Origin of the sequence: Nocardia sp. NPDC050710 (assembly GCF_040654375.1) — a bacterium.
Taxonomy (GTDB): Bacteria; Actinomycetota; Actinomycetes; order Mycobacteriales; family Mycobacteriaceae; genus Nocardia.
In genome coordinates this window covers 54886-77002 of the sequence record NZ_JBFAHV010000025.1, presented here as the reverse complement: position 1 = coordinate 77002, position 22117 = coordinate 54886, and the positions used below count along the sequence as shown (strand labels likewise).

17 protein-coding genes are annotated in these 22117 nt (G+C 68.3%); 7 read left to right on the top strand and 10 right to left on the bottom strand.

Annotated elements, in window-relative coordinates:
- Window positions 1-4: 4 nt before the first annotated feature.
- Window positions 5-2170, bottom strand: coding sequence for an acyl-CoA dehydrogenase family protein (locus AB0H61_RS32045; protein WP_357311474.1), 2166 nt, complete (start codon window positions 2168-2170; stop codon window positions 5-7).
- Between the two features lie 148 nt (window positions 2171-2318).
- On the opposite strand from AB0H61_RS32045, the gene kstR reads away from it, so the two are divergent.
- The 5 genes from kstR to AB0H61_RS32020 all read left to right on the top strand — a co-directional run bounded on the left by kstR (window position 2319) and on the right by AB0H61_RS32020 (window position 8811).
- A complete protein-coding gene (kstR, locus tag AB0H61_RS32040) occupies window positions 2319-2966 on the top strand; it encodes a cholesterol catabolism transcriptional regulator KstR (RefSeq protein ID WP_357311473.1) in 648 nt (215 codons plus the stop codon).
- 389 nt (window positions 2967-3355) lie between these two features.
- Entirely contained in the window at window positions 3356-5926 is a 2571-nt protein-coding gene (gene otsB / locus AB0H61_RS32035) for a trehalose-phosphatase (RefSeq protein ID WP_357311472.1), read from the top strand.
- Between the two features lie 205 nt (window positions 5927-6131).
- Window positions 6132-7013 carry a zinc ABC transporter substrate-binding protein gene (locus AB0H61_RS32030; RefSeq protein ID WP_357311471.1) on the top strand — a complete coding sequence of 294 codons (882 nt, stop codon included), beginning with the start codon at window positions 6132-6134 and terminating at the stop codon, window positions 7011-7013.
- Window positions 7014-7033: 20 nt separating this feature from the next.
- A complete protein-coding gene (locus AB0H61_RS32025; RefSeq protein WP_357311521.1) occupies window positions 7034-7945 on the top strand; it encodes an ATP-binding cassette domain-containing protein in 912 nt (303 codons plus the stop codon).
- The gene (locus tag AB0H61_RS32020; protein WP_357311470.1) at window positions 7942-8811 is read left to right on the top strand and encodes a metal ABC transporter permease; all 870 of its coding nucleotides are present in this window, start codon (window positions 7942-7944) and stop codon (window positions 8809-8811) included. Before AB0H61_RS32025 ends, AB0H61_RS32020 begins: the two co-directional genes overlap by 4 nt.
- A gap of 62 nt (window positions 8812-8873) precedes the next feature.
- Here AB0H61_RS32020 and AB0H61_RS32015 read toward each other — a convergent pair whose 3' ends face one another.
- From AB0H61_RS32015 to AB0H61_RS32005, 3 genes are all read right to left on the bottom strand, one after another.
- Complete coding sequence (locus AB0H61_RS32015) at window positions 8874-12104, bottom strand: BTAD domain-containing putative transcriptional regulator (RefSeq protein ID WP_357311469.1); 3231 nt, start codon at window positions 12102-12104, stop codon at window positions 8874-8876.
- Between the two features lie 205 nt (window positions 12105-12309).
- Entirely contained in the window at window positions 12310-12831 is a 522-nt protein-coding gene (locus tag AB0H61_RS32010; RefSeq protein ID WP_357311468.1) for a hypothetical protein, read from the bottom strand.
- A 265-nt stretch (window positions 12832-13096) separates the two neighbouring features.
- The gene (locus tag AB0H61_RS32005; protein WP_357311467.1) at window positions 13097-14470 is read right to left on the bottom strand and encodes a serine hydrolase domain-containing protein; all 1374 of its coding nucleotides are present in this window, start codon (window positions 14468-14470) and stop codon (window positions 13097-13099) included.
- A 242-nt stretch (window positions 14471-14712) separates the two neighbouring features.
- Between AB0H61_RS32005 and AB0H61_RS32000 the strand changes: the two genes are divergently transcribed.
- Together AB0H61_RS32000 and AB0H61_RS31995 are read left to right on the top strand one after the other, a co-directional pair.
- Complete coding sequence (locus tag AB0H61_RS32000) at window positions 14713-15882, top strand: acyl-CoA dehydrogenase family protein (protein ID WP_357311466.1); 1170 nt, start codon at window positions 14713-14715, stop codon at window positions 15880-15882.
- A 255-nt stretch (window positions 15883-16137) separates the two neighbouring features.
- On the top strand, window positions 16138-16947 hold the full coding sequence (locus AB0H61_RS31995) for an enoyl-CoA hydratase-related protein (RefSeq protein WP_357311465.1): 810 nt from the start codon (window positions 16138-16140) through the stop codon (window positions 16945-16947).
- Between the two features lie 6 nt (window positions 16948-16953).
- Here the strand turns inward: AB0H61_RS31995 and AB0H61_RS31990 are convergent, their stop codons facing one another.
- The 6 genes from AB0H61_RS31990 to carD form a co-directional block, all read right to left on the bottom strand.
- Window positions 16954-17232: a DUF4190 domain-containing protein gene (locus AB0H61_RS31990; protein ID WP_357311464.1), complete on the bottom strand. Its 279-nt coding sequence runs from the start codon at window positions 17230-17232 to the stop codon at window positions 16954-16956.
- A gap of 135 nt (window positions 17233-17367) precedes the next feature.
- Window positions 17368-18351 carry a 23S rRNA (guanosine(2251)-2'-O)-methyltransferase RlmB gene (gene rlmB / locus AB0H61_RS31985; RefSeq protein ID WP_357311463.1) on the bottom strand — a complete coding sequence of 328 codons (984 nt, stop codon included), beginning with the start codon at window positions 18349-18351 and terminating at the stop codon, window positions 17368-17370.
- Window positions 18351-19742, bottom strand: a complete 1392-nt coding sequence (gene cysS, locus AB0H61_RS31980) for a cysteine--tRNA ligase (RefSeq protein WP_357311462.1) — start codon at window positions 19740-19742, stop codon at window positions 18351-18353. Before cysS ends, rlmB begins: the two co-directional genes overlap by 1 nt.
- Before the next feature lie 66 nt (window positions 19743-19808).
- The gene (gene ispF / locus AB0H61_RS31975) at window positions 19809-20276 is read right to left on the bottom strand and encodes a 2-C-methyl-D-erythritol 2,4-cyclodiphosphate synthase (protein WP_357311520.1); all 468 of its coding nucleotides are present in this window, start codon (window positions 20274-20276) and stop codon (window positions 19809-19811) included.
- A gap of 2 nt (window positions 20277-20278) precedes the next feature.
- A complete protein-coding gene (gene ispD, locus AB0H61_RS31970) occupies window positions 20279-21010 on the bottom strand; it encodes a 2-C-methyl-D-erythritol 4-phosphate cytidylyltransferase (RefSeq protein WP_357311461.1) in 732 nt (243 codons plus the stop codon).
- 2 nt (window positions 21011-21012) lie between these two features.
- Window positions 21013-21501 carry an RNA polymerase-binding transcription factor CarD gene (carD, locus tag AB0H61_RS31965; RefSeq protein ID WP_011206964.1) on the bottom strand — a complete coding sequence of 163 codons (489 nt, stop codon included), beginning with the start codon at window positions 21499-21501 and terminating at the stop codon, window positions 21013-21015.
- Window positions 21502-22117 lie beyond the last annotated feature (616 nt).

The following is a 22117-nucleotide window of genomic DNA, read 5'->3' as shown; positions in this document are numbered from 1 at the left end:
TCGACTAACCGCTCGTGTCACGAGGCAGGCCTAGAACCCGCTCACCGGCCACGGTGAGCAGGATCTGCTCGGTTCCACCTGCGATCGACAAACAGCGAGTGAGCAGGAATTCCTTGACTACTTCCGACTCCTGGGCACCGACCGGACCCGCCGTGGTCGCGGCGAATTCCGCCACGTCCTGACGGTGGCGCACGCCGACGAGCTTGCGCACGCTGCTGAGCGCGGTCGGATCACCGCCGGACAGCATCTCGACCACCGCACGCTGCTCGAGCAGAAGTCCGGAGATCGCCTCGGCGACGAAGCCGCCGAGACGATCGGCGACCAGTTCCGCACCCGGTCCGGTGGCGGGCAGTTTGGCGATGAGTTCCTCCAGCACCGGCCCGATGCCGTTGCCGCCCATGGCGACCCGCTCTGCGGACAGCGTGGAACGGGCGATCTTCCACCCGTTGTTCAGCTCGCCGACCAGGCAATCGTCGGGGACGAAGACCTCGTCGAGGAATACCTCGCTGAAGCGCGCCTCGCCGGTGATCTGCACCAGCGGCCGCACGTCGAGTCCGTGGCTGCGCATATCGACGAGGAAGTAGCTGATGCCGCGATGCTTCGGTACGTCGGCGTCGGTGCGGGCCAGGCAGATGCCCCAGTTGGCCTTGTCGCCCAGCGAGGTCCACACCTTCTGGCCGTTCAGCACCCACCCGCCGTCGACCTTCTTGGCGGTGGTGCGCAGCGCGGCGAGATCCGATCCGGCGCCGGGCTCGCTGAACAGCTGACACCAGATCACCTCCTCGCGCAACGTCTGCCAGACGAAGCGATCGATCTGTTCCTGGGTGCCGTGCTGCAGCAGGGTCGGCACCGCCCAGCCGCCCACGGCGAGGTCGGGGGTCTCCAGCCCGTTGCGGCGCAGCTCCTCCGAAATCACCAGTCCGGTCATGGGATTCGCGCCGCGGCCGTAGGGCGCGGGCCAATGCGGCATCACCAGACCGGCCTCGACGAGTGCGTTGGCCCGCTGTTCGGCGGGCAGCGCGGCGATCGCGGCCACCTCGGTGGCCAGATCTCCCGCGTGGTCACGCTCCGCCACCGCCTCCTGGCCCGTCGCTCGCGCCGCCGTGAAGACCCGGTCGGCCCCGGTGGTCCGGCGATGTCCCGCGCGGGTCAGCTCGGTCACCCTGGCCCGCCAGCGCGCCGAGCCGCCGAGCAGCTGACGCAGGACGGTCGCCCGGCGCAGGTAGAAGTGGGCGTCGTGCTCCCAGGTGAAGCCGATGCCGCCGAGCACCTGGATGCAGTCCTTGGCGGTCTCGACCGCGGCGTCCAGCGCGACCGCGGCGGCGATGGCGGCCGCGATCGGCAGCTCGGCGCCGCCCTCGTCCACGGCGGCGGCGGCATCGGCCGCGACCGCGCGAATCAGCTCGGTGCGGCACAGCATCCACGCGCAGATGTGCTTGACGGCCTGGAAGGAACCGATCTTGCGGCCGAATTGCTCACGCACCTTCGCGTATTCGACCGCGGTTTCCAGGCACCAGCCCGCGAGCCCGGCGAGTTCGGCGGCGACCAGCGCCGCGATGAGGTCTTCGACGGCGTGCGGTGCGGTGAAGATCCGATCGGCGGGCACCGGCGCCTCGGCGCAGTGCACACGCGCCAGTGGCGTACTCGGGTCGGCCGAGGGCAGTTCCTCGATGCGCAGTCCCGCGGCGTCCGGCGGCAGCAGGCACCAGCGCGGGCCCTCCGGCGTCCGCACCGGCAGCAGCACCGAAGTGCCCTGTGCCGCACCGAGTACCGACTCCCAGACACCGGTAAGCAACACGTTCTCGCTTGCGGAGGGTACGCTCACGTCCGATTCGACAACGAAGTCGAGCGCGATACCGCACGGCATGTCCTCATCCAGGACACCCGCGGTGACCAGATTCGCCACAGCCGTCGACAGCACCGGCCCACCGACCAGATCGTGCGCGGCCTGTTCGACCAGGACAGCGAGGTCGGCGACCGTTCCGCCGGCGCCGCCCGCGTCCTCGGCGACCGCGACCCGGAAGATCCCGAGATCGGTCAGCGCGGGCCAGTACACGTGCCAGAAACTTGTGGCTCCGGCCCGCATTGTTTCAATTGGACGAACCGATCCGGCCCATCCGCGCATCGACTCCTGAACGGCTTTATGCTCTTCAGTGGTGGCGATGGTCACACTCCATACCGCCTTTCCGGCGTGACTCCCACACCTAGAACATGTTCTAATATCCTAGCCGGGCGGAAGTCAAGAGACGAGCTTCCCGACCGGCTGGATCCGCGCATGTAAGCCGACGAAACGACGTTTCTGGAAAGGACTCTCATCAATGGCCAGTCCATCCCGATCGCAGCCCGCCGATTCGAGCGCCGCGCGGCCCACCGCGACGGTCACCACGCTCAGCGAGGATGAGCTGAGTTCGGCCGCGCAGCGGGAACGGCGGAAGCGAATTCTGGACGCGACGCTGGCCCTGGCCTCCAAGGGCGGATACGACGCGGTGCAGATGCGCGCGGTCGCCGAACGCGCCGATGTGGCCGTCGGCACGCTGTACCGGTATTTCCCGTCCAAGGTGCACCTGCTGGTCTCGGCACTGTCGCGTGAATTCGAGCAGATCGAGGGCAAACGCAAGCCGCTTGCCGGACAGACGCCGCGCGAGCGCATGCATCTGCTGCTCACCCAGATCACCCGGATGATGCAGCGTGATCCGCTGCTCACCGAGGCCATGACCAGAGCCTTCATGTTCGCCGACGCCTCGGCGGCGGCCGAGGTCGACCGGGTCGGCAAGGTGATGGACCGGGTCTTCGCCCGCGCCATGAACGACGGCGAGCCGACGGAACGGCAGCTGGCGATCGCGCGCGTGATCAGCGACGTCTGGCTGTCGAATCTGGTCGCCTGGCTCACGCGACGGGCCTCTGCGACCGATGTCACGGATCGTCTGGAACTGACGGTGGATCTCCTGCTCGGTGACGAGCAGTGAATTAGCCGACGGCTATTGGTGAAACCTGACCGCCGGACTCGAGTAACCGGCCGTCGCGCATAAGAGCGGCGGTCGGGCTACCGTTGTTGTATGCCGCGCTTGCTCGCGGTCGCCGACCCGGCAGCGAACCCCGATGTCCGGCAAAGCGACTCATTCCCGGCAAATCCGCCCGGCCGCCCCGGCCCCGTGCGGAGCACACCCGTGATCCACGTGCGACACGCACCCGGACAATGGTTACCGTCCGGTTACCTGCGTGTTAACTGGGGGCCTCCGGTTCGGGGTGGTCGCAATCGTGCGCACGCATACCGGCGCGCTGCGGTGCGGCATATTCAACACAGTATTGTTTTGCCCGCCCCTGAAAAAACTCCTCCGATCACTAGGTTGGATGCGTGAGCGCACAGGATTTGCCACAGGAACTTCGCCGCGCACTGTCGACGGTCGCGCGCGAGCCACGACTCTTGGTCGCATCGGACTACGACGGGACGCTCGCGCCCATCGTCTCCGATCCGGCAAAGGCGTATCCCCAACGGGAATCGGTGAGCGCGTTACGCGCCCTCGCCGGTCTCACCGGCACGACCGCCGCCGTGATCTCCGGTCGTGCGCTGCGGGATCTCGCAGCACTGTCCCGGCTTCCGGTCGAGGTCCAACTGATCGGTAGCCACGGTTCGGAATTCGACGTCGGCTTCGTGCACGCGATCGATAACGATGCCAAACAGCTGCTGCAAGAGGTGCAGACCTCGCTCACGCGTATCGCCGCGGACAATCCCGGTGCCTCGGTGGAGATCAAGCCGGCCAGTGTGGCGTTGCATGTGCGCAATGCCAGTCCGGAGGTCGGACTGCGCGCGCTCAAGACGGTCCGGCTCGGCCCGGCGTGCTGGGTCGGCGTGCAGGTGACCGAGGGCAAGGCCGTTATCGAATTGGCCGTCATCCCGACCGACAAGGGCACCGCGCTGGACACCATCCGACACCAGGAGGGTGCGACCGCGGCGGTGTTCTTCGGCGACGACGTCACCGACGAGAAGGCCTTCCGCGTACTCTCCGGCCCCGATCTGGGCATCAAGGTGGGCGAAGGCGACAGCATCGCGAAGTTCCGGGTGGCGAGCACCGAGGCGGTCGCCTGCGCGCTGGCCTACCTGCTCGAGGAACGGCGCACCTGGCTGGCGGGCGCGAGCGCGCCCCGCATCGAGCGGCTGACCATGTTGTCGAGCCCGCGCTCGGTGGCGCTGCTGACCCCCGACGCCACGGTCACCTGGTTCTGCCACCCGGAGCCGGATTCGGCGGCGGTCTTCGCGCATCTGCTCGGCGGCCCGCAGGCGGGCCACTTCACCATCGGGCCGGAGCGGGCCGGACTACCGCTCTCGCAGCGTTATATCGACGGCACCATGACCGTCGAAACCCGTTGGGCCAGTCTGCAAGTGGTCGATTACCTGCCGCACGACGTCGCGCCCAGCCGAACCGACCTGACCCGGGTCATCACCGGCGACGCCAAGGCCGTGGTCACCTTCGCGCCGCGGCCGGAGTTCGGCCAGGTGCCGGTGACCCTCGAGCGCGAGCAGACCGGGCTGCGGGTGCTCGGCACCAACGACCCGATGGTGCTGCGCTCCCCCGGCGTCGAGTGGCAGATCGATACCGACGGCGCCCACGATGTGGCACGCGCGGTCGTCGACCCGTCGCGCGGCCCGATCGTGCTGGAACTGCGCTGTGGGACACATGATCTCGCGCCGGCCATGATCAGCGAGGCGGACCGGCGGCGGGAGGCGGAGAGCTACTGGTCCAGCTGGGCCGCCGGGCTCGATCTGCCGCCGCTGAAGCCGGATCTGATGAAGCGTTCGGCGCTCACCCTGCGCGGGCTGGTGCACTCACCCTCGGGTTCGATCCTGGCCGCGGCCACCACCTCGCTGCCGGAGGATATCGGCGGTGTGCGCAACTGGGACTACCGGTACTGCTGGCTGCGCGACGCCTCGATGACCGCGCAGGCGCTGGTCTCGCTCGGCTCGCTCGCCGAGGCCGAGGAATTCCTCGGCTGGGTGCACCGCGTGCTGGAGACGCTGCCGGGACCGGAGCGGCTGCACCCGCTGTACACGCTGTACGGCGAGACGCTGCCGCCCGAGGCCGTGATCGACCAGCTGCCCGGATATGCGGGCTCACGCCCCGTTCGCGTCGGCAATGCCGCGAATATGCAGGTGCAGCTGGACGTCTTCGGTCCCATCGTGGAGCTCATCGCCGCGCTGTCGCACGCCCGCGAGAGCAAGGGCATCACCGCACCGGATCGGGCGCTGCCGGATCCCGACTGGGAACTGGTGTGCGCCATGGTCGCCGCGGTGCAGCGTCGCTGGACCGAACCGGACCACGGCATCTGGGAGATCCGCGGCAACCCGCGCCACCACGTCTACTCGAAGGTGATGGGCTGGCTGACCGTGGACCGGGCGCTGACATTGGCGCAGAAATTCGGGCGCGAGGTCGACCCGGCCTGGACGCTGCTGCGCGAGACCATCGCCGAAGAGGTCAAGGCCAAGGGCTGGAACGACGAGGTGCAGTCCTACACCGCCGCCTACGACGGCACCGATCTGGACGCGGCCACCCTGCACATCGGCCTCAGTGGCCTGATCGAACCGTCCGACCCGCGCTTCGCGGCGACCGTGGTCGCGACCGAGGCCGAACTGCGCAGCGGTTCGACCGTGTACCGGTACCACCACGACGACGGTCTGCCCGGCGGCGAGGGCGGATTCCACCTGTGCGCGGCCTGGCTGGTCGAGGCATACCTGCTGATCGGCAAGCGCTCGGATGCCGAGGCGCTGTTCGCTCAGCTGGTCGATGTGGCGGGGCCGACCGGCCTGCTCAGCGAGGAGTACGACCCGGTCGCGGAGCGCTCGCTCGGCAACCATCCGCAGGCCTACAGCCACCTCGGCCTGCTGCGTTGCGCCCAGTTACTGGGTCAGCCCGCCGAGCTACTGGTCTAACCGCATACCGAGCACCTGGACGTCACGTCCGGCAAACGCCGAGTTGCCGACGTGACGTTCGGCGTTTCGGGCGCGGCTGGGCAGCGCGGGGGCGGCGGGCGGGCGGTGGCCGAGTTGCGGGTACTGCTAAAGTTAAACGGTAACGATTTCCATTATGATCTAGAGCACTCATTATGCTCAGTTCGTATCGCCAGGAGTGCCCCGCGTGAGTAGTCGTATTGTCTCGAAGTTCACTGGCGTCGCCGTGGGAGTGGCGACCGCTCTCGCGCTGACCGCCTGCGGCAGCTCCGACGACTCGGATAAGCCGCAAGTCGTCGCCTCGACCAATGTGTGGGGCACTATCGCCGCTACCGTCGCCGGTCCCGACGCGACCGTGACCTCACTCATCACCGACCCCGCCGCCGACCCGCATTCGCACGAGACCTCCGCGGTCGAGTCGGCCAAGATCAGCGACGCCGACCTGGTCGTCTACAACGGCGGCGGCTACGACGAGTTCGTCGAGAAGGCCCTGTCCGGCAAGGACAAGCGCACCGTCGACGCCTTCGAGTCCCGTACCGACAAGAGCGACGAGAACGAGCACGTCTGGTACGACGTGTCCACCGTCGGCGCGGTCGCCGACCAGATCGCGGGCGCGCTCGGCGAGATCGACTCGGCGCATGCGGCCGACTTCACCGCCCGCGCCGCCGCCTTCAAGTCGCAGCTGGCCGGGATCACCGCTGCCACCGGCGCGATCGCCGCCCAGCACCCGAAAACCCCGGTGCTGCAGACCGAACCGCTCGCGCACTACCTGCTGCTGGCGGCCGGTGCGGCGGACCGCACCCCGCACGAGTTCCAGGAGGCGATGGAGCAGGAGACCGATCCCGCGCCCGCGGCCGTCGCGGAAATCCGGGATCTACTCACCGGCAAGCAGGTTCGCGCGCTCGTCTACAACGTGCAGACCCAGGACAAGGTCACCCGCGACCTGCGCGAACTCGCCGTGACCAGCGGCGTCGCCATCGTCGAGATGACCGAAACCCTCCCCGAGGGAATGGATTACATTCAGTGGCAGACAGCGAACACCGCAGCGCTGGCGAAAGCGCTGGGCTGATCGACGAACAGCCGATCGAGATGTCCACGAGCAAGGGAGCCGCGCTGACCGAACACACCGCACAGGTGCGTCGGCGGATCGCGGACACCGACAGGGCGGCGGTTGTCCGGCTCGAGGACGCCCGGCTGGCGTTCGGCGACCGCACCCTCTGGCAGGGACTCGACCTCGAGGTGGCTCCCGGCGAATTCATCGCCGTGCTCGGCCCCAACGGCTCCGGCAAGACGTCATTGCTGAAGGTGCTGCTCGGTCAGCTCGCCCTCGGGTCGGGTCGGGCGTTCGTCGCCGGATCGCTCGCGCGCACCGGTAACCCCGACATCGGCTATGTGCCGCAACAGAAGACGATCGACGCGGGCGTACAGCTGCGCGGCGTCGACCTGGTCGGGCTCGGTGTCGACGGGCACCGCTGGGGCCTCGGCCTGCGCGGACGGGCCGAACGCAAGCGCAAGGTAGCCGCCGCCATCGCGGCCGTCGGCGCGGACAAATTCGCGAGCGCGCCGCTGGAATCCATGTCGGGCGGCGAACAGCAGCGCCTGCGCGTGGCGCAAGCACTGGTCGGCGACCCGAAGGTGCTGCTCTGCGACGAGCCGCTGCTCAGCCTCGACCTGGCCAACCAGCGGCTGGTCGCCGAGCTCATCGACAAGCGAAGGCGCAGCCACGACACCGCGGTGCTCTTCGTGACCCACGAGATCAATCCGATTCTGCCGCTGGTGGATCGGGTGCTGTACCTGGTGGACGGCAAGTTCCGGATCGGCGCGCCCGACGAGGTGATGACCTCCGAGGTGCTCTCCGAGCTGTACCAGACCGAGGTCGACGTGCTGCGGGTGCGCGGGCGGCTGGTGGTGGTTGGCACCGGTGACACCATCGACGCGCTCGGCGCGGCAGGCGCGCAGCACTGCCACGCCGAACCCGATGCCAGGGGCGTCCGCGCGTGATCGACAAACTCGGCGATGTCTTATCGAAGATGTTCGACCTGTCCACCACGGCCAATCTGCTCGGCTACGACTTCGTGCAGCAGGCGGTGCTGGCGGCGGCCATGCTCGGGTTGCTCGCCGGGGCCATCGGGCCGCTGATCATCAGCAGGCAGATGTCGTTCGCGGTGCACGGCACCAGCGAGCTGTCGCTGACCGGAGCGGCCGCGGCGCTGCTCGCCGGAATCGGGGTCGGGCTCGGCGCGATCATCGGGTCGGTGGTGGCCGCCGTGCTCTTCGGCGTGCTCGGAACCCGTGCGCGGGAACGCGATTCGGTGATCGCGGTGGTGCTCTCGTTCGGACTCGGGCTCTCGGTGCTTTTTCTCTGGCTTGGGCCCGAGCGCGCCGGATCCAAATTCTCGCTGCTCACCGGTCAGGTGGTCAGCGTCGGATACAGCGGTCTCGCGTTGCTCGTCACCTGCACGGTGCTGGTGCTCGCGGTGCTCGCGGCGATCTACCGGCCGCTGCTGTTCGCCAGCTCCGATCCGGAGGTCGCGGTGGCGCGCGGTGTTCCGGTGCGCGCGCTGTCGATCGTCTTCGCGGTCATGCTCGGCATCACCGCCGCCTTCGGCGTGCAGATCGTCGGCGCGCTGCTCGTGCTCGCGCTGCTGATCACCCCCGCGGCCGCCGCCGCTCAGCTCACCGCGAATCCGGTGCGCGCCACCGTACTCGCCATCGTGTTCGCCGAAATCGCCGCGGTCGGCGGCATACTGTTGTCCCTGGCGCCCGGAGTGCCGGTGTCGACATTCGTCACCACGCTGTCGTTCCTGATCTACGTGGTGTGCCGGGTCATCGGCGCCCGCCGTCATCAGGTGGCACGCGCGAGCTGAAATGGTCTCGCCGAACGCCGGGGCGGCCGATACGCGGCCGACCCGGCGCAAGCAGTGCCGGACTACCGTTCGGCGGGGTGGCCCGTCGCGCGCTGGAGGGCTTCCAGTGCCAGCTCACGCGGCATTTCCGCGCCCCGTCGGTAGGCATCGCGGTAGTCCGATTCGCCGAGCCGATCGATCAGGTCCTCGACCAGCGCCGCGAGAATCGGCTCACCCGCGTCGAACGCGCCGCGGATGACCTCGCTCATGCCGAGTGCGGTGGCGGCCGCCGCCGGATCATCTTCCAGCAGTAACAGACTCGCCTCGAGTTCGGCGGCCTGCGCGGTGATCGACGCATTACCCCAGGCGAGCAGGCCAGCGACGGCCGCGGGCAGCAATGCGCGAGCCGCGGCGGCGGAACGCTCGGCGAGCCGGTTCGCCATGCGTGCGCCCGCGATCAGGCCGGCGGCCATATCCGCCGGGAGCAGCAGGCGATCGGCGACGGATTCCAGTTCGTCGACGGCGCGATCGGCGGCGGCCGGATCGCCCGCGCGGCGGTGCCATTCGGCGACGCTGAACAGGATCTCCGCGGACATCCGCCGATATCCGCGCGCACCCGCCCGACGCCGAACGGACTCGATATCGCGCTCGGCGCCCGCCAGGTCGCCGCTGCGCATCCGTTCGGCGATGAGCCGGGCACGGCAGTGGAAGAGGTCGTCCTCCCCGTCCAATTCGGCGCTCACCGCCACCCCGCGCTCGAAGACGGCGATGGCCTCGCGGTGCTCACCACGCAGCGAGTGCTCGCGGCCGATCGCCAACAGCGCCATACCGAGCCCCCAGCGATCACCGACCGCTTCGAAATCGCGCAGCGCCGCCAGCCGAGCGGAGGCGCCGGTCCGTCGGTCACCCTGTTCGACGTGCACGTCATCCCGCGACCAGAGCGCGCTGGCGCGCACCCAGGGATCGGAGGAGTCGAGCGCTAGAGCGAGCAGCCGGTCGCCGAGTTCGGTATCGCCCGAGGAGTAGGCGAGCTGCGGGGTGAACAACAGCAACGCCGGATGGAATTCCAGTGCGCCCGCCGCCGTGCACTCCGCGATCAGCTCGAGCACCGGGACGTCCTCGCGCACCGGTGCTCCCGCCATTAGCCGGATCAAGCGGAAGGCGGCCCGGACCCGATCGGGTAGCGCCGCCTCCAGGTGCAGCACCCGGGCCAGGTAGCTTTCGAACTGGGTGCTCATCCCGCGAATTCCCCAGTACCAGAACAGGGCGGCGACGAATTCCGCGGCCCGCGCGGCCTCCGCCCTATCCAACGCGAATCGCAGTGCGGCGACCAGATTTTCGTGTTCGGCGTCGAAGACCCTGAGCGCGCGGAGCTGGTCGCGGGTGCGCAGCAGCGGCTCATTCGCCTCGGCCACCGCGAGATAGTGATCGGCGAAGCGTTGCGCCACATCGTCACCGGAGTCGGCGTAGCGATCGTAGGCATAGGCGCGGATGGTCTCCAGCATCCGATAGCGCGGATCACTGTCCGCCGAGACCTCCACCACCGACTTCTCCACCAACGCGCCGATCACGTAGAGCACATCGTCGGCGGGTAGCCGGATATCCGCACACACCGTCTCCAGCGCCGCCAGGGTCGCGCCACCCGGGAATATCGAAAGCCGTCGCGCCAGAACCCGTTCCGGTTCATCCAGCAGATCCCAGCTCCACTCGACCAGTGCCAGCAGCGTGCGCTGGCGTGGCAGCGCGGTGCGACTGCCGGTGGTGAGCAGCCGGAACCGATCGTCGAGTCGGCGGGCCACCTGCTCGACGCTCATCGAACGCAGCTTCGCCGCCGCCAGCTCCAACGCGAGCGGAATCCCGTCCAATCGACGGCAGATCTCCACCACAGCGGCGGCATTGGCCGGGTCGAGGGCGAAGTCCGCGCGCACCCCGACCGCCCGATCGACGAACAGCCGAACCGCGGGTGAGGCCGCAACGGCGGCGAATTCGGCGGTGGCAAGCCATTCCGAGGCCGCGCCGGATTCCACCGGAGATCCGGCGGCCGAAGCGGCTTCCGGCAGCGGAAGTGGCCCGAGCTGGATCAGCGATTCTCCGGTAATGGCCAACGGCTCCCGGGTGGTGGCCAGGATCCGCAGATCCGGGAGGGCCGCGAGTAATTCGTCGGCCAGATCCGCGGCCGCCTCGACGAGATGTTCACAGTTGTCCAGAACCAGGATCACCTCGCCGACGTCGAGCAGGCCGGTGATGCGCTCGACCGGCCCCGTCGAACCGGCCCCGTCGGCGGCCCGCAGGTCACCGGGGCCGAGCGCGCCGAGCACGGCATCGGCCAATTGGTCCGCATCGCCGACACCGGCCAATGGCACGAACCACACTTTGCCGCGCTCGTGGGCCCGATGCCGGGAGATCGCCTCGACCGAGAGCCGGGTCTTACCCGCACCGCCCGGCCCGACCACGGTGACCAGCCGGGATTCCGACAGCAGGGCGGCCAACCGGTCCAGTTCGCGTTCGCGGCCTATGAAGCTGGTGAGCCGCAGCGGGATTCGGCTCGCGGCGGGTTCCGGCTGCGCGGCGGGCCGCTCCAGTTCGCCGCGCAGCAGCGCGAGATGGGTCTCACGCAGTTCGGCCGAGGGATCGACACCGAGTTCGTCGCCCAGACGCTCGCGCATCTGCTCGTACACCGCCAGCGCATCTGATTGACGGCCACTCGCGGCGAGCGCGCGCATCCGCAGCGCGGCCAGGCGTTCGCTCAATGGCCGTTCGGCGGCGGCGGATTCGAGATCGGCCAGCACCGCGGCGTGCCCGCCGCAGCGCAGTTCCGCGTCGAAGCGGTCCTCGGCGGCGGCCGCGCGCAGGTCGTTCAGCCGACTCGCGGCGAGGTCCGCGAAGGGCGCTTCCAGCACGTCGGCCAGGGCGGGCCCGTGCCACAGTGCCGCCGCGGCGGCGAGCACCCCGGCCGCGGCTTCGGCCTTCCCCGCGGCCAATTCGCGCCTGCCACGCCCGGCCAGCTCCTCGAACCGGTACGCGTCGACATCGTCGGGCCGCACCGACAGCTGGTAGCCGCCCGCCCCGAAGTCCACGGAGCCCGCGCCGCGCAGCGCCTTGCGCAATCGGGATACCAGCGCCTGCAATGCCCCCGCCGCCTCCGCGGGCGGCTCCTCCCCCCACAACCCATCGATGAGCCCGTCCACGGAGACCGGGCGACCACCTTCGACGGCCAACCTCGCGAGCAGCATCCGCAGCCGTACGCCACCGATATCGATCGGAGCCCCGTCGTCGGTATGCGCGGTGACGGGACCGAGTAGAGCAATTCGCACCCGCCCAGCCTTGCAGACGCGGCCGCCGTCAGGTGCGGCGGAGCATGCGCACCGGGTCGGCTCCGACACAACGCGAGCAGCTGGCGGAGACCACGGCGGGTGCGGGGCCGTTCTGTCGCGACTCTTCGAACACGGTGACTCGGATAATGCGGAAGGCCCGGCGCCCGCTCGAATGGCGGGCGCCGGGCCGTCGACGGCTGTTCGGTCAGGCGGCGATCAGGGCGATCAGGACCAGCAGCGAGCCGCCGAAGACGATGGCGTGCCTGGCGTTCTGCAGGTACGGCATGACCCAGCGGGGGAAGGCGCCCTCGGCCGCGTCCAGGAACCGCTTGACGTCGATGCGGGCCAGTTCCGGGTCACCCTTCTTCGCGAAGGCGGCGGTGATGCTCGTGGCAGCGGTCAGGTTGCTGTAGAGGATCACGCCGTTGGCGAGCAGCACCAGGATCTGGAAGATCCAGGACAGGGTCACGCCCCCCTCGTTGCCTGCCAGGTTGAGCGCGGCCAGTGCGGTCATCACGGAGGCGATGCCTACCGGGGCCCAGGTCTCGTGGCCGCCGGCGTCGAAGCGCATGCCATTCTCCGCCAACACCTCCGGGCGCACACCCTGACGGGTCAGCTCGGCATGCGCGGCGGCCTCGGCGGCCTTGCCGTAGCGGTGCCGCACGATCGGAATGCTGATGAACGCGAGGGCGATCAGGATCTGGGCAATGGCGGCGGCGGTGATCATTTCGATTTTCTCCTCATCAGGTGTTTCGGCTGTTCCGGCGGGGCCGGTGCGGGCCCTCGCTCTCGATGAACCCAACGATGCCGGGCGGCGCCGATAGGACGCTGATAGTGCGCTGACAGCGCGAAGAGGGAGTTATCAGTGCAGCTCAGAAGGTATTTACAACTGCCCGAACCGAGTTCGCGATGAACGCCGGAGAGTCCCACGAACGCACGAAACCGGCCGACCGAGATATCGGCCGACCGGTTCGGTGCTGATAGTTATTCGATTACGAGACGCGTTTGAACAAGCGCCCGGCGAGGTCGACGCCCACCACCGCGCCGCTCTCGTCACGGCTGAAGAATCCGCGCTGCCCCTTGAATGCGCCACCGGTGACGATGTATTCGTCCCCGTCGCCGGGCAGTAGACCGAATTCGAACGGCTCGTGGTCGGCCGGAATCTCCTGCTCCGACGCGGCCCGGATCTCCGGCTTGACCAATACCTCGAGCACGAGACCCTTACCGTCCGTGGTGATATCGAAGGTCATCGCGTCGATCTCGTAGTGCCCCACGACCTCCTCGGCCCGTTCGGCATCGAACGGTATCGGCTCCGGGTCGCGGTCGACCAGGCCGAGGTAGTGCTCCAGCGCCCAGCGCAGGATGGCCTGATTGCACGGGATGCCGTCCGGGTTCGCATTGGACATCACGACGATGGCGAAGTCGTATTCGGGCACGATCAGCAGTTCGGCGAACTGGCCGAAGCCGGATCCGCCGTGCCCGATGGTCTGCACGCCGTCCACCTCGCGCAGGAACCAGCCGATACCCATGGCGTCGCCGAGCGAGGTGCCGCGCAACCTGACCGTCGGCTGCCGCATCCGGTGCAACAGCTGCGCGGGCAGTACCTCGACGCCGTCGGCGGTTCGACCGTCGCCGAGATGGAAACGGGCCCACCGCAACTGGTCGGCCGCCGAGGCCGCGAGGCCGCCGCCCGGGTTGTTGGCGCGGTTGGGTTTCCACAGCGGCGCGACGGACAGGTTGCCGTCCGCGTCGAGCTCGTGGCCCACCGCGAATCGGCGAATCATGGCCTCACCCGTCGTGAAGAAGCTGTTCGACAGCCCGAGCGGCCCGAAGACCAGCTCGGCGACGGCCTTCTCGTAGGTCTGCCCGGTGACCTTCTCGATGATCCGTCCGAGCAGGTTGAATCCGGCCTGACTGTAGGACGACCGGTCGCCGGGTGCGCCGATCAGCGCCAGCTCGGCCAGCCGGGCCACGAACTCGGCCAGCGCGTCATCACCCTCGCCGGTTTCCACGATCAGATTCCAGTCGAGACCCGAGGTGTGGTTGAGCAGATTCGCCACGGTGATCTCGGTCGCGGCCGCCTCATCGGCGAGCACCAGTTCCGGAAGGTAGCGCCGCACGGGCGCCTCCAACTCGACCTTGCCCGCCGCCACCAGGCGCATCACTGCGGTCGCGGTCACCGGCTTGGTGATCGAACCCAGCTGGAACAGCGTGTTCTCATCCACCGGCAGCGGGTTGTCGACGCTGGTCACGCCGTAGGCGGCGAAGATTTCCCGGCCGCCGGTGAAGACTCCGGCGCTGACGCCGGGCATACCGAATTTCTCGGCGGTGGCCTGGACGAATTCGGCGAATGCGGTATCGGACATCGGATTTCCCTTTCGATCTCTGAACGGCGGCGGCGAGATTTCGAGCGCCGTTCCGTTCGGCATGGGATGACACTGTCCCGGTCCGCCGACAGCACGCTGACAGCACGCCGATAGGCCGAGAATCGCATGCTTATACGCAGGTCAGCGTGGGTGGCGACAAAATGATGGCATCCGCCTTCAGTCGTCGGGGCCGGGTTTCGTATGCTCGACTGCAAACGCCGCCGAACGAATGGTGACCAACGATGATCGACTTCACGATTCCCGCCGAACTCGCCGCCGAACGCGACCGCGTGCGGCAGTTCGTCATCGACAAGATCGTCCCCTTCGAACGCGATCCGCGACTCACCTCGCACGGCCCGACCGATGAACTGCGGCAGGAGTTGGTCGAAATGGCCCGTGCCGAGAAGCTGCTCACCGTGCAGGCCCCGGAGGAACTCGGCGGGCGCGGCCTGACCCACGTGGAGCAGGCGGTGATCTACGAGGCGGCGGGCTGGTCCACTCTCGGCCCGGTCGCCATGAACTGTGCCGCGCCCGACGAGGGCAATATGTACCTGCTGTCCAAGATCGCCGACCGGGAGCAGATCGAGCGACACCTGATGCCGGCCATCAACGGCCACCAGCGCACCGTCTTCGCGATGACCGAACCCGACGGCGCGGGCTCGGACCCGAACCAGCTGGCCACCGAGGCCGTCTTCGATGGCGAGAACTTCACCATCAACGGGCGCAAGTGGCTGATCACCGGCGCGAACGGCGCGAAGAGCTGGATCATCATGGCCCGGGTCGCGCCGAATCCGCATGTACCGGAGGGCCCCACCCTGTTCCTGACCGACGGCGACCAGCCCGGCATCATCGTCGAACGCACGATGAACACCATGGATCGCAACTACGTCGGCGGGCACGGCGTGGTGCGCTTCGAGAACCTGGTGCTGCCCCGGTCGGCGCTGCTCGGCGAGACCGGCCAGGCACTGCGCTACGCCCAGCTCCGGCTGGCCCCGGCCAGGCTCACGCACTGCATGCGCTGGCTGGGCGCCGCCGAGCGGGCGCAGAGCATCGCGGTCGAATACGCCAAGACCCGCACCGCCTTCGGCAAGCCGATCGGCGACCACGAAGGTGTGTCGTTCATGTTGGCGGACAACGAGATCGCACTGCATCAGTGCAGGCTCACGATCTGGCACGCCTGCTGGCTGATGGATCAGGGCGAGAAGGCCAGGCACGAGAGCTCCATCGCGAAGGCTTTCGTCTCCGAGGAACTGTTCAAGGTCACCGATCGCTGCGTACAGGTGCTCGGCGGCATCGGCATCAGCGGCGAGACGGTCGTGGAAATGATCTTCCGCGATATGCGCGCCTTCCGGCTCTACGACGGCCCCACCGAGGTGCACAAGTACGCGATCGGCCGCGCGGTGCTGCGCTAACCAACACACCCGGCCGGAGCGCCACCACCGGTCGGCAGCAAGACGCCAACACGCCGGGACGAGGTGCCACGGTCCGCACTCTCCCAGCCCCGCACGGAGGGAGCCCGACGACCGACCGTTCGCGGCCGTCTCGCTGCCGAGCGGTCGAAGCGCATGCGCGCAGCGCGAGTCTCGACCGGTCGGCAGCGAGACCAAGGGGCCGCGAACCCGCCGTGACGAAGTCACGGCCAACAAACACGACTAACATCCATGGGCATGAGTTCGGAACTGCTCGTCGATGTCTCAGCGGGCATCGCCGTGCTCACGCTCAATCGCCCCGCCCAGCAGAATGCCTTCACCCCGGAGATGGCCGCCGAACTGAGCTCCGCGCTACATCGGTGTGATGCCGAGGACGCGATCCGGGCGGTCGTGATCACCGGTACGCCACCCGCGTTCTGCGCGGGCGCGGATCTGTCCAACCGGGTCGGCGATGTGAGCGCGACCATCGATCCGGCGCCGTGGCGGGTCCGCAAACCGGTGATCGCCGCGGTCAACGGGCATGCGGTCGGCATCGGGCTCGCACTCGCCCTGCAATGCGATCTGCGGTACATGGCGCGCGATGCCGTCTACGGCCTGAACCAGGTACGACGCGGCGTACTCGCCGACGGGTACGCGCACTGGACGCTGCCCCGGCTGGTCGGCATGGCCAATGCCGCCGACATCATGCTGACCGGGCGCACCTTCGACGGCGAGGAGGCCAAGGCGATGGGCCTGGCCAACAGCTGCCTGAATGCCGCCGAGGTATTGGAGACCGCCCTGTCGGTCGCGCACGACCTGGTCAACGGATCGGCGCCGCTACCGGTGGCACTGTCCAAGCGCCTGCTCTGGGAGGGGCTCGGAATGGGCCCCGGCATGGTCGGACAGCTGGAAGCCGACCTCAACGCGCACGTCACCAAGAGCATCGATGGCGGCGAGGCGATGGCGGCGTTCCGGGATCGCAGGCAGCCCAACTGGTCGGGCAGCATCAGTCAGGAATGGCCCGCCTGGGATAGCAAGACCGACGCCGAGCGGCCGGTTCTGGACTGAACCGCCTCAGGCGTTGCCGCCCAGCATGATCAGGATGAACAGCGTCGCGAAGATGACCATCAGAACCGTGCCGATGATGCCGAGGATGTATCCGACCAGCACCTGAGCGCGACCGCCGAAGGCGCCACCGGAATCCTCGATCTGGTCCAGCGCCCGCTTGCCCAGCGCCCACGCCACCGGACCTAGTGCCCCGCAGCAGAAGATGCTGGCAGCACCGAGCCACAGCACAGCTGTCGCGTTCGGGTGCTCGACCGGCTGACCGATGGGCGCGTTGGGTATCACCACTCGCCGAATTCTACGGGGAGCGAGCCGATTTGCAGTATTGGAATGGCCGCACCGGTGGCGCGGCGTGTCAGGATCGACCGTCGGCGCCCACCCGGGTGGGCGCTCCCACACGACGCGGCGGGTGGTTCCCGGGGATCAGGCCGAGCGGCGCTGGCGGGCCACCTCGGCGAGCACCACACCGGCGGCCACCGACGCGTTCAGCGATTCCACCGGCCCCGCCATCGGGATGCTCAGGATCGAATCGCAGGTTTCGCGAACCAGGCGGGACAGGCCCTTACCCTCGGAGCCGACCACGATCACCGTCGGTTCACGACCGTCGAAGGCATCCAGCGTGGTGTCGCCACCCGCGTCCAGCCCGACGATCTGATAGCCCTGATTCGCCCAATCCTTCAGCGTGCGAGTCAGATTGGTGGCCCGGGCGACGGGAAGCCTGGCCGCGGCGCCCGCGCTGGTACGCCAGGCGACGGCGGTGACACTGGCACTGCGCCGCGATGGAATGAGCACACCCTGCCCGCCGAACGCGGCCACCGAGCGAATCACCGCGCCGAGATTGCGCGGATCGGAGATATTGTCCAGCGCGACCAGCAGCGCGGGCTCGGCCGTGCCGCGGACCCGGTCCAGCAGATCATCCGGGTGCGCGTACCGGTACGGCGGCACCTGTAGTGCGACGCCCTGATGCATTCCATTGGCGCTCAAGCGATCCAAATCGGTGCGCGGCACTTCCAGGATGGAGATCCCGGCGTCGGCCGCCAGCTTCACGCTCTCGGTCAGCCGGTCGTCGTTCTCGGTGCCGACCGCCACATAGAGCGCCGTCGCGGGCACCTCGGCGCGCAGGCATTCGACCACCGGATTGCGGCCGAGCACCAACTCGGGACCGTCGTCGCTCTTGCGGCCCGCCGGACGACCGGCCGCACCGCCGCGTCCGCTCGGCTGTTTGGCCGCCGCCTTCGCCTTGGCGGCAGCGCGCTTGGCCGCGGGATGTTTGGTGCGCGCCTCCGCGGGCGGAGTCGCGCCGCGTCCTTCCAGACCGCGCCTGCGCTTACCACCGGAGCCGATCACGGCCCCCTTCTTGGTGCCGCCCTTGCGAACCGCGCCTCTTCGCTGTGAATTCCCTGCCATCAGTTCGCCTTTCCCAGCGACCACTCCGGACCGGTTGGTGTATCGGTCACTTCGATTCCGGCGGACTGCAACCGGTCCCGCGCCGCGTCGGCGCTCGCCCAATCCTTCTCGGCCCGCGCCTGCTGGCGGCGGTCGAGTTCGGCACGCACCAGCACGTCCAGCGCGTCCAGCGCGACCGAGTTGTCCTTCGGGCTGTACCACTGCGGATCGAACGGGCATACACCCAGGATGTTCAACATGGCCCTGACCTGACCGGCCAGCTCCCGCGCCTCGTCCAGCGACCCGGACTCCAGCGCCTTATTGCCCTCGTGCACCACCCGGTGCACCTCGGCCAGCGCCCGCGGCACCGCGAGATCGTCATCCAACGCCTCAGCGAAGGCATCGGTCCACTTACCCACCGGGATCTCCCCGGCGCGCTCGGCCACCCGATGCACGAAGGCCTCGATGCGCTGATAGGAGGCGGCGGCATCGTAGAGCGCCTTGTCCGAGTACTCCAGCATCGAACGGTAGTGCGCGCTGCCCAGGTAGAACCGGAGTTCGACGGCACGCACCTTTTTCAGCACATTCGGCACGGAGAGCACATTGCCCAGCGATTTGGACATCTTTTCGCCGCTCATGGTCACCCAGCCGTTGTGCAGCCAGTAGCGGGCGAAACCGTCACCCGCCGCCTTGGACTGGGCGATCTCGTTCTCGTGATGCGGGAAGACCAGATCCATACCGCCGCAATGGATATCGAATTCGGGGCCGAGATAGAACTCGGCCATCGCCGAGCATTCGAGATGCCAGCCGGGGCGGCCGGGACCCCACGGGGACGGCCAACTCGGCTCGTCGGGCTTGGCCGCCTTCCACAGCGTGAAATCGCGCGCGTCGCGCTTGCCGAGACCGGCGCTCTCGCCCTGGTGCACATCGTCGAGCTTGTGGCCGGAAAGCTTGCCGTAATCCGGGTAGCTCACCACGTCGAAGTAGACATTGCCCTCCGAGGCGTAGGCGTGGCCCCGATCGATCAGCCGACGCATCAGGTCGACCATCTGCGTGATGTGGCCGGTGGCACGCGGTTCCGCGGACGGCGGCTGCACACCGAGCAGTTGGTAGGCCTCGTCGAAGGCGCGCTCGTAGGTCGCGGCCCACTCCCACCACGGCCTGCCCGCCTCGGCGGCCTTGGTCAGGATCTTGTCCTCGATATCGGTGACATTGCGGATGAACCGGACGTCGTAGTCGTGGGCCTGAAGCCAACGCCGCAGCACATCGAAGGCGACGCCGCTGCGCACATGACCGATATGGGGTTCACCCTGAACGGTTGCGCCACAGAGGTACACCGAAGCACGGCCGGGGACCAGCGGCGCGAATTCGCGCACGGTCCGCGTTTCGGTGTCAAAGAGGCGCAGAGTCACGGCAGTCGATCCTAGTCGGTGTAGCTGGGCGTTCTTACCCCGGCTCACCTCTGTCGAACCGGGGTGCTATATGCGTTGTTCCAACATCGCGGTGGCGATCGCCGCGATACCTTCGCCTCGACCGGTGAGCCCGAGGCCGTCGGTGGTGGTTCCGGAGACCGAAACCGGTGCGCCGAGCAGGTCGCCGAGCACCCGCTGGGCCTCGGTGCGGCGCGGCCCGATCTTCGGCCGATTTCCGATTACCTGTACTGCCGCATTGACAACGGTGAAGCCGGATTCGTCGAGGAGCCTGCGCACCTCTTCGAGCATCGCGGCGCCCGAGACGTTCTCCCACTCCGGTCGCCCGGTGCCGAATACCGCACCGACATCGCCGAGACCGGCCGCGGAAAGCAGCGCGTCGCACAGCGCGTGCGCGGCGACATCGCCGTCGGAGTGTCCGGCGCAGCCGTCGTCGTCCTCGAACAGCAGTCCGGCCATCCAACATCGTCTGCCCGGTTCGATCGGGTGCACATCACTACCGATGCCGACGCGCATGGTCATGACGTCCGCGCGATCGTGGCGTACCCGGAGGAGAGACGGGTGAGCAGGGTCTCGGCGAGCATCAGATCGAGCTGAGTGGTGATCTTGAAGGCCTGGGCATCGCCGGGGATGGTGTGCACCTGCGTGCCGAGCAGTTCCACCAGCCCGGCATCGTCGGTGGCCTGCACATCGGCCGCGTAGGCGGTGCGCAGCAGATCGGCCGCGAAACCCTGCGGGGTCTGGATGGCGCGCAGCCCCGACCGATCGGGGGTACCGGTCACGATGCCGAGCGCATCGACGGACTTGATGGTGTCGACCACCGGCAGCGCGGGAACCACGGCGGCATGACCCGCGCGCAATTCGTCCGCGACCTCGGCGATCAACCGGGGCGGGGTCAACGCACGGGCGGCATCGTGCACCAGGAAATAGGAGGCATCGGGCGCGGCGGCGATGCCGGCGCGTACCGAATCGGTGCGTTCGGCTCCGCCGACCACCACCTGCACCATATCCCCGGCGGAGTCGGTCGCGGGCGTCAGCAGGGCGACTGCGCTCTCGACCATTTCGGCAGGGACCATGACGATGATCCGGTCGACCGCCCCGGAGGCGATCAGACCGTCCACGGCGAGCCGAACCATAGGCGTACCGCCGACCGCGACGAACGCCTTCGGTGCGCTTGCACCGAGACGCACGCCGCGACCGGCGGCAGGTACCAAGGCAACGACGGAACCGTCGTTGTCAATGTTGTTCACGGTCAGGAAGCCGCGGCGAGGACCTCATCGAGCAGAGTCTCGGCCTTGCCGTCGTCGGTACCCTCGGCCAGCGCGAGCTCTCCGACCAGGATCTGACGGGCCTTCGCCAGCATGCGCTTCTCGCCCGCGGACAGACCGCGGTCCTGCTCCCGCCGCCACAGGTCGCGAACGACCTCGGCCACCTTGTTCACATCGCCGGAGGCGAGCTTCTCCAGGTTGGCCTTGTAGCGGCGCGACCAGTTGGTCGGCTCTTCGGTGTGCGGAGCCCGCAGCACCTGGAAGACTCGGTCGAGACCCTCCTGGCCGACGACGTCACGTACGCCGACGTATTCGGCGTTCTCCGCGGGAACGCGCACAGTGAGATCGCCTTGGGCGACCTTCAGGACCAGATACTCTTTTTGCTCACCCTTGATGGTGCGAGTCTCGATTGCTTCGATCAGCGCCGCTCCGTGGTGGGGGTAAACGACGGTGTCTCCGACCTTAAAAATCATGTGTCCCGTGCCCCTTTCGATGTTCACAGTTTAACATGCGACTCGGTAACGGCGCGATCAACTGTGCAGGTCAGGGCCACAACGAGGCAACCGCGGGGGTTGACAGAACCGGCGCGGTGTGCATTACGTTGTGGCAGAACGATTTATCTACCGGCGCTTTCCCCGCCCCCAGCGCCGAATGAGCCCAGCAGCGCGCCCGCAATCGCCGGGCCCCGTCTCGGAACCGTTATCCAATGGTTGCCGAACGGCTCCGGTGTGCCCTATCCGCCGACACCTCCCCGGCCCCCGGAGATGCCCCACCAGCGACCCGTCCGCGACCCAACCATTCAGCACCCTCGCGCCCCCGTACGGAGCAAGTCTTACGAGCGACCCGTTCGCGGCCGTCTCGCCACCGAGCGGCCGAAGCGCACGCGACACAGTCGCAAGGCCCGATCTCTCGGCCGCAGGACATCCGGGCAGCAAACCACCGTTCAACCGTCCGCTCCCAACCCAGCCCCGCACGGAGCGAGTCTTACGAGCGACCGTTCGCGGCCGTCTCGCCACCGAGCGGCCGAAGCGCACGCGACACAGTCGCAAGGCCCGATCTCTCGGCCGCAGGACATCCGGGCAGCAAACC

Bases quoted from the DNA above. Each gene is read 5' to 3' on its own strand.
- kstR (WP_357311473.1), top strand. From the start codon at position 2,319: ATGGCCAGTCCATCCCGATCGCAGCCCGCCGATTCGAGCGCCGCGCGG.
- AB0H61_RS32025 (WP_357311521.1), top strand. From the start codon at position 7,034: ATGTCCACGAGCAAGGGAGCCGCGCTGACCGAACACACCGCACAGGTG.
- AB0H61_RS32010 (WP_357311468.1), bottom strand. From the start codon at position 12,831: ATGATCACCGCCGCCGCCATTGCCCAGATCCTGATCGCCCTCGCGTTC.
- AB0H61_RS32005 (WP_357311467.1), bottom strand. From the start codon at position 14,470: ATGTCCGATACCGCATTCGCCGAATTCGTCCAGGCCACCGCCGAGAAA.
- AB0H61_RS32000 (WP_357311466.1), top strand. From the start codon at position 14,713: ATGATCGACTTCACGATTCCCGCCGAACTCGCCGCCGAACGCGACCGC.
- AB0H61_RS31995 (WP_357311465.1), top strand. From the start codon at position 16,138: ATGAGTTCGGAACTGCTCGTCGATGTCTCAGCGGGCATCGCCGTGCTC.
- rlmB (WP_357311463.1), bottom strand. From the start codon at position 18,351: ATGGCAGGGAATTCACAGCGAAGAGGCGCGGTTCGCAAGGGCGGCACC.
- ispF (WP_357311520.1), bottom strand. From the start codon at position 20,276: ATGCGCGTCGGCATCGGTAGTGATGTGCACCCGATCGAACCGGGCAGA.
- carD (WP_011206964.1), bottom strand. From the start codon at position 21,501: ATGATTTTTAAGGTCGGAGACACCGTCGTTTACCCCCACCACGGAGCG.